Here is a 12,000-nt window from a genome sequence, read left to right on the forward strand (position 1 = left end):
GGTAGTGCCGCTCGGCCGCACCTGACCTGCCCAACATGCCGTACGGACCCCCAGATACTGTGCGTCAAGTAGCCGCTCACACTACTTGAAGTACTTGATGCACGACTGAGAGTCACCGAAGATAACGTCGGCTCCAAGTTCAGCAAGATCGTCCGTAAGGGGCGCTGGGTCGCCTCCCGGCACACCAAGCTGTCCGCCCGGTTCGGCGCGCTGATCATCGACCTGTCGGACGCCGTGCTGCCAGGACGCGAGATCACCGTCGAGACCGACGCCCGGTTCAGCAAGGTGATCGTCCGGGTGCCCGACAACGCGAACGTCATCGACGAGGGCAGCTCGATCTTCGGCAAGCGCAACGTCACGGGCGGCAGCCAGGCCGACGGGCCGCTGATCAGGGTGACGGGCAAGTCCATGTTCTCCAAGGTGATCGTCTCGCGCGGGATGGACGACTGGAACCTCCACTGACACCGGCCCCGGAACCGGCCCCGGTGCCGGCGCTGGAACCGGCGCTGGCATTGGCCTGAAATCGGCGCCGGAACCGGCCCTGGAATCGGCGCTGAAATCGGCGCTGAGACCGGCGCTGCCGGGGTGCTGAGACCGGCCCGGCGCCGGGGGCGGGACTGGAACGCCCCTGCCCGGGAACCAACAGGGCCTACCCGCCGGTTTAATGGGCACCTGCCTTGCCTTCGATGCGGACATACCGAGCCCGCGTTCCGGCCAAGCCGTGACGGCGGGCTCGATGCCGTACGAGGTGATCATTGTCCGAGAGCAGGCCCATCGCGCTCGACGCCATGGGCGGCGACCACGCGCCGCAGGAGATCGTGGCGGGAGCGGTGCACGCCGTGCGCGAGCGCGGCCTGCCCGTCGTGCTCGTCGGCTCACCTCGCATCGTGTACGAAGCCCTGGCCGACCACGACGCCACCAAAGAGGTCCCGATCGTACGGGCCGAGGAGGCCCTGGCGATGGACGAGGGCGCGCTGGCCAGCCTGCGCCGCCCCCGTTCCAGCATCGCGATCGCCTGCCACCTCGTACGAAGGGGCGACGCCAGCGCCGTCGTGTCAGCCGGCTCGACGGCGGGCATCGTGGCCACCGGCAGGCTCCGGCTCAAAGCCCAGCAAGGCGTGCTCAGACCGGCCATAGCCGTCGCGCTCCCCACGCTCCCGACGCCGACCCTGCTCCTCGACGCCGGCGCCAACGCCGAGGCCAAACCGGAGATGCTGGTGCAGTTCGCCCACCTGGGAGCCGCGTACGCCGAGCTGGCCTACGGCATCCAATCGCCCAGGATCGGCCTGCTCACGATCGGCAGCGAGGCGGAGAAGGGCAACAAGGTCGTCAAACGCGCCCACGAGCTGCTGCAGGGCTCCCCCGGCCTGGAGTTCGCCGGCAACGTCGAGGGCCACGACCTGCTGACCGGCAAGGTGAACGTGATCACCACCGACGGCTTCACCGGCAACGTGGCGCTCAAGACCATGGAGGGCGCCGTCCGCTACGCCTTCAGCGAGCTGCGCGAGACCATCAACGACAGCAGGCTGGCCAGGCTCGGCGCGGCCATGCAACGCTCGCGCCTCCGAGAGCTGCGCCGCCGCCTCGACGCGGAGGCGTACGGCGGGGCCGTGCTGCTCGGGCTGAACGGCACCGTCGTCATCGCCCACGGCTCGTCCAAGGCGCCGGCGATCAGCGCCGCCTGCCAGCTCGCGGCCGACCTGTCGGCGGACGGCGTCGTCGCGGAGACCGGCGAGCGGATCGCCGCCACGCATCGCTCCCACAGACTGTGGTGAGCCCATAGGGTGGCACCGATCCACAGCAACGGGGGGTTATGTGGACGGGCTCACCTCAGCACAGGTGGCGGGGGCGAAGACCAACGATGTGCCGCGACGGTCGAGCAGGTCGCTGAGCGCGATCATCAGAGCGAACGTTTTCACCCTGTTCAACCTGGTCATCGGCCTGCTCTGGGCGCTGATCCTGATCTTCGGGGAGTGGCAGGACGGCCTGTTCGGGCTGATCATCGTGGCCAACGCGCTGATCGGCATCATCCAGGAGCTGCGCGCCAAGCGCACGCTCGACAAGTTAGCGGTCATCAACGACGCTCCCGTACGCGTGCGGCGCGACGGCGGCGAGCGGCTGATCCAGCCCCGGCAGGTGGTGCTCGGCGACCTGATCCTGCTCGGCCCCGGCGACCGCCTGCTGGTCGACGGCGAGGTGATCGAGTCCGACGGGCTGGAGGTGGACGAGTCCCTGCTGACCGGCGAGGCCGACCCCGTGCACAAGCAGCCGGGCGACCAGGTCCTGTCGGGCAGCTTCGCGGTCGCGGGCGAGGGCTCGTTCGTGGCCACGAAGGTCGGCACCGACGCGTACGCCGTGAAGCTCGCGGAAGAGGCCAGCAAGTTCCATCTCGCCCACTCCGAGCTGCGCGAGGGCGTGGCGAACTTCATCAAGTACATCACCTGGCTGGTCATCCCGATCGGCGCCCTGCTGATCTACAGCCAGCTCAGCAACTCGGCCGACTTCCGCACCGCGATCACCGGCGCGGTCGCGGGCATCGTCACCATGATTCCCGAGGGGCTCGTGCTGATGACCTCGATCGCCTTCGCCGTCGGCGTCGTACGCCTGGGCCGGCGCCAGTGCCTGGTCCAGGAGCTGCCCGCGATCGAGGGCCTGGCCAGGGTGGACGTGCTCTGCCTGGACAAGACGGGCACGCTCACCGCCGGCGGGATGGACCTCGACCAGGTGCTGCCGCTGTCCGGCGGCCAGCCGGTCGACGCCGCGCTGGCCGCCCTGGCCCACCTCGACCGCCGGCCGAACGCCACCGCCCAGGCCATCAGGGCCCGCTACCCGGACGCCGGGGACGGCTGGGCGGCCGGCGCGACCGTACCGTTCTCCTCGGCGCGCAAGTGGAGCGGCGCCGACTTCGGCGAGCACGGCGCCTGGCTGCTGGGGGCTCCCGACGTGCTGCTCGACGGCGGCGACGGCTACGACAGGGCCGCCGAGCTGGCCGCCACCGGCACCCGCGTGCTGGCACTCTGCCGCGCGGCCACCCTCCCCACTGACGGGAACAGCCGTCCCGCGCGGGGGAACCACACCACCGCCGTCGAGCACGCCGAACCCAGCGAGCACGGCGCGCTGAGCGCGTCCGTCGATCTGGTCGCGCCCGTAGCGCTCGTCGAACCTGTCGCGCTCATCACGCTGAAGCAGCGCGTCAGGCCCGACGCCCAGCAGACCCTGCGCTACTTCGCCAAGCAGGGCGTGACGATCAAGGTGATCTCCGGCGACAACCCGGCCGCCGTCTCGGCGATCGCGACCAGCCTGGAGATCCCGGGCGGCGAGCGTTCGATCGACGCCAGGACCCTGCCGGACGACGACGAGGGCAAGCTCGGCGAGCTGCTGGACTCCCACACCGTCTTCGGCCGGGTCAGCCCGCGGCAGAAGCGGCAGTTCGTCGCGGCGCTGCAGGCCCGCGGCCACACCGTGGCCATGACCGGCGACGGCGTCAACGACGTGCTCGCGCTGAAGGACGCCGACCTCGGCATCGCGATGGGCGCGGGCAGCCCGGCCACCAAGGCGGTGGCCCAGGTGGTGCTGCTCGACGACAAGTTCGCCACGCTGCCGCACGTCGTCGCCGAGGGCCGCCGGGTGCTGGCCAACATCGAGCGCGTCTCCAACCTGTTCCTCACCAAGACCTTCTACGCCATCGTGCTGTCGCTGGTCGTGGGGGTGGCCGGGGTGATGTTCCCCTTCGCGCCGCGCCACTCGACCCTGACGAACGCCCTGACCATCGGCATCCCCGCCCTCTTCCTCGCGCTCGCGCCCACGCTTGAGCGCTCCAGGCCCGGGTTCGTCCGCCGGGTGCTGCGCTTCGCCGTCCCCGCGGGAGTGCTGTGCGCTGTGGCGGTGCTGCTGTCGTTCTGGGCCGCGCACAGCGGCACGTCCACGCTCATCGAGGACCAGACGTCGGCCGTCATCACGCTCTTCCTCACCACCTGGTGGGTGCTCGTGCTGATCGCCAGGCCGCTCAACTGGTGGCGGGTGGTCCTGGTGGGCTCCATGGCGGCGCTGTTCGCGATCGGCCTGTCGATGCCCTTCGTCAGGGCCTTCTTCGCCCTCGAACCCGGCGATCTCAGCAACGATCTCACCGCGGTCGGCGTCTCGGTCGTCGCTGCCGCCGCGATCAGCATCGCGGTCAAGCTCGCCGGTAGTCTTAGAACATGACCGACCCGCAGATAGTGCTCACCGAGCGCGTCCAGCAGGCGCTGGCCCGCGCGTTCGGCTCGGAGCACGCCGACGCAGACCCGCTGATCCGGCCGTCCCAGTTCGCCGACTTCCAGGCGAACGTCGCGATGAGCCTGGCCAAGCGCCTGCGACGGGCACCGCGGGAGGTCGCAGAGGCGATCAAGGCGGAGCTGTCGGACTTCCCCGGCACGGTCGAGGTCAGCGGCCCCGGTTTCCTCAACATCACCCTCGACGACTCGTGGATCCAGTCCGAGGCCCGGCAGATGCTGACCGACCCGCGGCTCGGCGTCGGCACGATCACGCCCGCGCAGACCGTGGTGATCGACTACTCCGCGCCCAACGCGGCCAAGGAGATGCACGTCGGCCACCTGCGCACCACGATCGTGGGTGACTCGCTGGCCCGGCTGCACGAGCACCTCGGCAACACCGTCATCAGGCAAAACCACCTGGGCGACTGGGGCACGCCGTTCGGCATGCTCATCGAGCACCTGCTCGACATCGGCGAGGAGGCCGCGGTCGCGCAGCTCGAGGCCGGCCTGGGCACGGAGTTCTACCAGGCGGCGCGCACCAAGTTCGACGGCGACGACGACTTCAAGCTGCGGGCCCGCGTGCGGGTGACCACGCTGCAGTCGGGCGACCCCGACACCATGCGGCTCTGGCACGTCTTCATGGACGCCACCATCCGCTACTTCAACAAGGTCTACGAGCTGCTCGGCGTCACGCTGACCGACGCCGACCTGGCCGGCGAGAGCATGTACAACACCATGCTCGAGAAGACCTGCGACGACCTGGAGGCCTCCGGCGCGGCGGTGCTCAGCGAGGGCGCGCTGTGTCTCTTCCCGCCCGGCTTCACCGGGTCTGACGACAAGCCGCTGCCGCTCATCATCAGGAAGAGCGACGGCGGCTACGGCTACGCCTCCACCGACATGGCGGCCATCCGCTACCGCGTCCACGACCTCAAGGCCGACCGCATCCTCTACGTCGTGGGCTCCGAGCAGGCGCTGCACTTCCGGATGGTGTTCGCGGCCGCGCGGATGGCCGGCTGGCTGCCCGACACGGTCACGGCCGAGCACGTCCAGATCGGCATGATGCTGGGCAAGGACGGGCGCAGGTTCAAGACCCGCTCCGGCGAGTCCATCAAGCTGATGGACCTGCTCCAGGAGGCCATCGACCGGGCGGCGGCGGCGATCTCCGACCGGGGCTACGACGCGGAGATGCAGAAGGAGATCGCGCACGCGGTCGGCATCGGCGCGGTGAAATATGCCGACCTGTCGGTCAGTCACGACAGCGAATACGTTCTCGACTTCGACCGCATGCTCGGCTTCACCGGCAACACCGCCCCCTACCTGCAGTACGCCCAGGCGCGGATCCGCTCGATCTTCCGCAAGGGCGGCGTGGATCCGGCAGCGGCGACGGGGCCCATCGTCCTCGGCGCTCCTGCCGAGCGCGCCCTGGCCCTGCAGCTGCTCGGGTTCGGCTCGGCGCTGGCGCAGACCACCGCCGACAGCGAGCCCCACCGGCTGTGCGCGTTCATCTACGCCACCGCCACCGCCTTCACCGACTTCTTCGAGCAGTGCCCGGTCCTGAAGGAAGGCGTCGACCCGGACACCCGGGCCTCCCGCCTGGCCCTTTGCGCCCTGACGCTGCGCGTCCTGGAGACCGGGCTCGACCTTCTGGGCGTCCCGGTCCCCGAGCGCATGTAACAGGCAGTTGGCTCAAAGTCTCCCGTTCCGTCATGGGCGCGCCTCCACCGAGTTGGCGCGCCCATACGGTTAGGCTTTACGCGGTCATGAACTGAGGCCGAATTGGGGGAGTTCTCTGCCTTGAGCACGGACCTGACTGCGAGTCCCCCTGCCGCGACGGAGTTGCACCGCTACGCCGAAGCGCTGCTGGCGCACCTCGCCGCCAATGGCACCGCGCCTCCCGCCGCCCCGGGCTTTCGCGACATACCCGGCTATTGGCTGCCCCCGGCCATCGAAGCACTGGTCGCCATCATCGCCGGTGACGACCCCCTGGAGCCGCTGAGCAAGGCCGCCGGCCGCGACCAGCAGCAGACGGCGCTCTTCCTCTGCCTGGCTCTGGCCGTCTCGGGGCAGGGCAGCCGCATCCACGCCTCCTGGCTCGGCACCGCCTTCGGCGAGCTGTCCCTCGACCGGCCGGTCTCCCACGGGCAGCGCTCGCTGTGGCTGGCCGCCGCCCGGGGCGCCTACGGCCCGGCCGGCAAGATCTTCGTGCTGCGCAAGCTCGACGCGCTGGCCGTCCAGGAGCACGCCGACCCGGAGCAGTGGGTGCACGCGCTCGTGCCCGGCGAGCCGTCGGTCGTGGTGCCGCCGTCGCTGGCGGACTTCCCGGAGATGGCGGAGATCCCGGAGCTGGCCATCCCGTCCGTAGCGGCCGCCCGGCTGGCCAGGCTTCGCGGACGCTGCGCGGAGATCACCTCGGCGCGGCAGGCCGACCACGACTCCTCCGCCCCGCTCGACAACAGCTCGGGCAGGCCGACCACGGCGTGGGCCGAGGACGAGCCGCTGGCGGTGCTGCGCTCCCTGATCGGGCTCGGCGGTCCTGCCGGGCCGATGGCCTCGCTCAACTCGTACCTGCTCGATGACCTGCGGCCCGGCGCGGATCCGCACCTGGCGGCGATCGCCCTGCACGTCGCGGCGCCGATCCTGCGGGGTGTGGCCGAGGAGCTCGAGGCCGACAGCGGCCTGGCGCCGCCCGCCACGCTGACCGTGCCGCTGCTCGGCCACCGCATCCACCTGCGCCCGGAGGGGCCGGACGAGGCTTCGCTGGCCGCCGCCGAGCACGCCATCGTGACCGAGGGAGTCGTGCCACGGCCGCGCCCGTGGGCCGCGATGGTGCTGATCGTCGCGGGCGTGGCCTGCCTGATCGGCGCGGTGTTCGCCAGCAGACTGCTCGCGGGGGCGGGGGTTGCCATGATCGGCCTGGCCGGCTGGCAGCTCTGGCAGCGCCGCAAGCTCGCCGAGGCCGATGCCCGCTACGTGGCCGCCCAGGTCAGCGAGCTCAAGGAGCTGGCTGAGGGAGCGGTGTGGGCCCTGCACGCGTACGCCCGCGAAGCGGACGCACGCGCGAAGCAGGCCGCTGACGACGCAACCGAGCTGACCCGGCTGATCCGTCGCGGCCCGCGAGCTGCCTGACCCGCTCCCCGGACTGCCGCCCTGCCCGGGTGGCGGTCCGCTCGGCGAATCGTTGCTATTGAGTGGTCTCGATCTCGACGTGAGCCGGTGCGAGCAGGAAGACGCGGTCGGCGATGCGCTCGATCCGCCCCTCGCACCCGAAGGCCAGCCCGGCGGCGAAATCCACCATCCTCGTCGCCTCAGGCATCGGCATGCCCGTGACATCCATGATCACCGTCTGGCCGTCACGGAAGTGCTGACCGATCAACGGTGCGTCGTTGTACTTGAGCGGCTGGACCATCACGATGCGTGACGAGTCGACGTTCGCGCGCCACCGCCTGGCGGCCCGCTCGGTGGCAGGGACGTACTCGTCCTCGTACTGCCCGTCGTCGTCGTAGCCCTCGTCATATTGGTCGATTCCGCCCAGGCCAAGGTAGCTCACCACCTTGCGCACTGCCCCCATCGGCTTGTCCTTTCCTCAGGAACTCACCGTAATCGGCACGTCCCTACACATTGGACGGTAACCGACGATTCCGCATTCGCCACGCGACACGCCCAGCCCTAATTCCATTTTGTACGGCTTGCAACCTGCTTGCATCTGGATATCCGCCCCCGTATAGCATCGGCCACATGCGCCTCTTCACTGTGGACGCCTTCACCGACACAGCTTTCAAGGGTAATCCCGCAGCGGTCTGCCTGCTGGACTCTCCGGTTACTGACCGGTGGATGCAGAGCGTAGCCAGCGAGATGAGCCTCTCCGAGACCGCTTTCCTGCTCGGAGATTCACTCCGCTGGTTCACACCGGCCGTGGAGGTCACGCTCTGTGGTCATGCCACGCTGGCGACCGCACACGTCCTCTATTCCACGGAAGCCGCCACCGGCCCGGTCGAATTCAGTACGGCCAGCGGCACGCTAACCGTGAATCGGCTGCCGGACGGCATGATCACAATGGATTTCCCGGCCAAGGAGTCGGCCCCCGCCGCCCTTCCGGCCGGCTTGGAGAAAGCGCTCGGCGTCACACCGGTACACGTCGCAAAAAGCCACCTTGACCTGCTGGTGGAGGTGGAGTCAGCGGAAACGGTAGGCTCGCTCGCGCCGGATATCGACGCCCTGGCCGCCGTGGACGCGAGGGGCGTCATCGTCACCGCGCGAGGCACGGATACGGACTTCGTCTCCCGCTTCTTCGCCCCCAATGTCGGCGTGCCCGAGGACCCGGTGACGGGGTCGGCGCATTGCGCGCTCGCGCCGTACTGGTCCGTCCGCCTGGGCCGCACCTCCCTGACCGGCGCCCAGCTTTCGGCGAGGGGCGGGCTGGTGCGCGTGACGCACGACGGTGACCGCGTACACCTTGCGGGCCATGCGGTCACGATCACCTCAGGAACGCTGCACGTACCTGCCGCTTGACCGCCCCCACCAACCCCGGCCACCGGGCCCGGCGGATGTCGGCCTGCACCCCGACCACGGGACCCTCGCCATCACACGTCCGGAGCCACATGCCTCTCCGGAGAAGGACGCTCACCCAATTAGATTAGAAACTTAAATAAGTTTCTGTTAGGTTCGGAGTCGTGTCACCCCACGACCAGCCTTCCGAGCTGAGCATCGCCGACCTGACCGCCGTGCTGGAGGACTTCACCCGGATGTCCATCCGGCTGCCCACCTCACAGCGGCTGAGCTTCACCACGCTGTCCGTGCTCCACACGCTGACACGCAGCGGCCCGAAGCGACTCAGCGAGCTGACCGCCAGCGAGCAGGTGACACAACCCGCGATCACGCAGACCGTGACCAAGCTGGAGCGCGAGGGCCTGGTGGCCCGCCAACCGGACCCGTCGGACGGCCGCGCGATCCTCGTGCACGTCACGGAGGCAGGCGCCGCGATCGTCAACGGACGAAGAGCCGACCGCATCGCCCACCTCGAAACGCTCTCCACCGGCCTCACGCCCGCCGAACGGGCAGCCATCGCAGCAGCCCTGCCCGCCCTCGCCCGCCTGGTCGAACTCCACGGAAGCCCGCAAGCGCCGTGAACGGGGGGACGACGCCAGACACGCCACAAAGTAGTAGCTCAGCCGGGATCGACGGCGACATCCTCCCCGCCCGGCCTGAACCGATGCGGAGAGGCCCACTCCAAACGGACACCGACCCGACAAGCTCAGCCCTGAACAGGGACGGAAGGAGATGCCCATGAGCCACGAACCCACCACACCGCCACAACGCACCGAGCCCCGGCCATTCCCCCTGGAGCCGACGCCGATCCACGTGCCCGACGATGTGCTCACCGACCTCCGGCAACGCCTGGCCCTGACCCGCTGGCCGGTCGACGCAGGCAACGAGGACGGCTATTACGGCGTCAAGCGCCCCTTGCTGCAGGAACTCGTCGACTACTGGCGTACCGGCTACGACTGGCGCAAGGCCGAGGCCGCCATCAACGCCTACGAGCACTACCAGGTCCAGGTCGAGGGCGTTCCCGTGCACTTCATGCGCAAGCCTGGAGTCGGTCCCGATCCGGTGCCGTTGATTCTCACACATGGCTGGCCGTGGACGTTCTGGCACTGGTCGAAGGTCATCGACCCCCTGGCCGACCCGGGTGCGTACGGCGGCGACCCCGCCGACGCGTTCGACGTGATCGTCCCCTCGTTCCCCGGCTTCGGATTCTCCACCCCGCTGCCGGACAACCCGGACATGAACTTCTGGAAGGTCGCCGACCTCTGGCACACGCTCATGACCCAGACCCTCGGCCACACCAAGTACGCCGCCGCCGGCTGCGACGTGGGCGCGCTGGTCACCGGCCAGCTCGGCCACAAGTACGCCGACGAGCTCTACGCCATCCACATCGGCTCCGGCCAGAAGCTCACCCTGTTCAACGGCGACCGGGCCTGGGACCTCAGCGGCGGCCGGCCCATTCCGGACGGCTTGCCCTCCGACGTCCGTGCGCAGCTCCTTGCCTTCGAGCGACGCTTCGCCGTCCACCTCGCCGCACACGTCATGGCGCCGAGCACGCTGTCCTACGGGCTGTCCGACTCACCGGCCGGCATGCTCGCCTGGATCCTCGAACGCTGGATGAGCTGGAGCGACAACGGCGGCGACATCGAGACCGTATTCACCAAAGACGACCTCCTCACGCACGCCATGATCTTCTGGGTGAACAACGCGATCGGCACCTCTATCCGCACGTACGCGAACAACAACCGCTACCCATGGACCCCGTCCCACGACCGCCAGCCGGCCGTTGAGGCGCCCACCGGCATCACCTTCGTCGCCTACGAGAACCCACCCGGCGTCACGACCGCCCAGCGAGTCCAGAGCTTCGTCGACGGCGACCGCGGCCCCTGGTATAACCACGTCAACCTCAACGTCCACGACCACGGCGGCCACTTCATCCCCTGGGAGATCCCGGACGAGTGGGTCAACGACCTACGCCACACGTTCCGCACCCGCCGCTGACCCAAGCCCACTACGCTCCCGCCCAGCCGCCACGGATGCCGACGAGCCCCCGCCGCAAGCGCCACCCCACCCCCACAGCAACCCCCGACGCGCGCCCACATGCCACCCCACGCCGCCGCACCGCCACATCGTGCGGCGCGGTGCCATGACGTGCGGGACGTGCCGAGCACACGGCATCACGTGGCTCGGGAGGCACGACACACCCACCGGCGCGAAGGCGCGAAGGCGCGAAGGTATGGCACCATCCGGCGCGATGCGGCGCTGGACACGATGCGGCGCCGGGGTGCGGGGAGTGCGGCAGCAACGCGATGCGAAGGGTTACGGCAGCATGCAATGCGGCACCGTGCGGCGCACTCCGGGACTTGCAGCACTACGCGGTGCGACACGGTCCTAGGCGCGCCGAGCTACGGCATGGGGAGTGGGGCGCACCCGTGTAGGGGGATGGAGCACTCCACCATGCCGGGAAGTGCGGCATGCGGGCGTTGCGGCAGGCTGCCTGCGGCACGATAGGGCGGAAACCTACGTCCTGAGGCATCGAATGGCACAGCCCAGGACCGTTGGATGCGCCGGTCCGGGCGCAGTGTGCAGCCTCGGCACACTCGGACCCCAGCAATGATGCGGACGCCTGTGCCAGATGACCGGTCTGCCTCGATGATTTGCCGAGGGGTGCAGGGCATGGGGCCCGGGAGGCGTGATGCGCGGAGCGTGGCTTGATATGCGTGGCGTGGCGTGGACGCCGGTGGGCAGGGCGCGAGCGCTGGGGCCTGGAGCGCGAGGCGCGAACGTGCGAGTCGTGCGAACGTGCGGGCCCTCTCCGCGAGGCATTGCGCCCCCATAGCCATTTAACGGATGGCTTAGGAGCTCGAAGGCGCACGCGGCCGGCTCAGCCCGCACAGACACCACACACCGCAGAGTCGGTGGCCGCCTGCGCTTTGCGTGTGGTGCCCAGACAAAGGGCTGCATGCTGCGCCGTTCCTTGCGTCGGCGCCCGCGTGCCGTAGCTTGCCCGGAGGCGTAGCTTTCCAACCTGTTCGAGCTGGTCGGGGCGGGAAACCAGCAGCACCCACCCCGGAAACGCAGAAAGGGCCCGACGCGTTCAGCGTCGAGCCCCTTCAAAAGATTGTCCGGCGGTGACCTACTCTCCCACACCCTCCCGAGTGCAGTACCATCGGCGCAGAGAAGCTTAACTTCCGGGTTCGGAATG

General features: G+C 69.5%; 9 protein-coding genes and 1 rRNA gene. 8 read left to right on the forward strand and 2 right to left on the reverse strand.

Annotated elements, in window-relative coordinates; all coding sequences use genetic code 11:
* The first annotated feature begins 189 nt into the window (after window positions 1–189).
* The 5 genes from ABEA43_RS66990 to ABEA43_RS67010 all read left to right on the forward strand — a co-directional run bounded on the left by ABEA43_RS66990 (window position 190) and on the right by ABEA43_RS67010 (window position 7,379).
* The gene (locus ABEA43_RS66990; RefSeq protein WP_425570771.1) at window positions 190–462 is read left to right on the forward strand and encodes a LiaF domain-containing protein; all 273 of its coding nucleotides are present in this window, start codon (window positions 190–192) and stop codon (window positions 460–462) included.
* 293 nt (window positions 463–755) lie between these two features.
* The gene (gene plsX / locus ABEA43_RS66995) at window positions 756–1,775 is read left to right on the forward strand and encodes a phosphate acyltransferase PlsX (protein ID WP_345581146.1); all 1,020 of its coding nucleotides are present in this window, start codon (window positions 756–758) and stop codon (window positions 1,773–1,775) included.
* A 40-nt stretch (window positions 1,776–1,815) separates the two neighbouring features.
* Complete coding sequence (locus tag ABEA43_RS67000) at window positions 1,816–4,203, forward strand: HAD-IC family P-type ATPase (protein WP_345581149.1); 2,388 nt, start codon at window positions 1,816–1,818, stop codon at window positions 4,201–4,203.
* Window positions 4,200–5,927 (forward strand): arginine--tRNA ligase, encoded by a 1,728-nt coding sequence (gene argS / locus ABEA43_RS67005; RefSeq protein WP_345581152.1) that lies wholly within the window; start codon window positions 4,200–4,202, stop codon window positions 5,925–5,927. The genes ABEA43_RS67000 and argS overlap by 4 nt, the downstream gene beginning before the upstream one ends.
* A gap of 120 nt (window positions 5,928–6,047) precedes the next feature.
* A complete protein-coding gene (locus tag ABEA43_RS67010; protein ID WP_345581155.1) occupies window positions 6,048–7,379 on the forward strand; it encodes a hypothetical protein in 1,332 nt (443 codons plus the stop codon).
* Window positions 7,380–7,434: 55 nt separating this feature from the next.
* Here ABEA43_RS67010 and ABEA43_RS67015 read toward each other — a convergent pair whose 3' ends face one another.
* The gene (locus ABEA43_RS67015) at window positions 7,435–7,821 is read right to left on the reverse strand and encodes a cell division protein SepF (protein ID WP_345581158.1); all 387 of its coding nucleotides are present in this window, start codon (window positions 7,819–7,821) and stop codon (window positions 7,435–7,437) included.
* A 167-nt stretch (window positions 7,822–7,988) separates the two neighbouring features.
* Between ABEA43_RS67015 and ABEA43_RS67020 the strand changes: the two genes are divergently transcribed.
* From ABEA43_RS67020 to ABEA43_RS67030, 3 genes are all read left to right on the forward strand, one after another.
* Entirely contained in the window at window positions 7,989–8,762 is a 774-nt protein-coding gene (locus ABEA43_RS67020; protein WP_345581161.1) for a PhzF family phenazine biosynthesis protein, read from the forward strand.
* 161 nt (window positions 8,763–8,923) lie between these two features.
* On the forward strand, window positions 8,924–9,379 hold the full coding sequence (locus ABEA43_RS67025) for a MarR family winged helix-turn-helix transcriptional regulator (protein WP_345581164.1): 456 nt from the start codon (window positions 8,924–8,926) through the stop codon (window positions 9,377–9,379).
* A 157-nt stretch (window positions 9,380–9,536) separates the two neighbouring features.
* Window positions 9,537–10,796 carry an epoxide hydrolase family protein gene (locus ABEA43_RS67030; RefSeq protein ID WP_345581167.1) on the forward strand — a complete coding sequence of 420 codons (1,260 nt, stop codon included), beginning with the start codon at window positions 9,537–9,539 and terminating at the stop codon, window positions 10,794–10,796.
* 1,122 nt (window positions 10,797–11,918) lie between these two features.
* On the opposite strand, the gene rrf is transcribed toward ABEA43_RS67030, so the two are convergent.
* A 5S ribosomal RNA gene (rrf, locus tag ABEA43_RS67035) occupies window positions 11,919–12,000 on the reverse strand; the annotation flags it as partial.

This window comes from Nonomuraea rosea, from assembly GCF_039539705.1.
Classification (GTDB): Bacteria; Actinomycetota; Actinomycetes; order Streptosporangiales; family Streptosporangiaceae; genus Nonomuraea; species Nonomuraea rosea.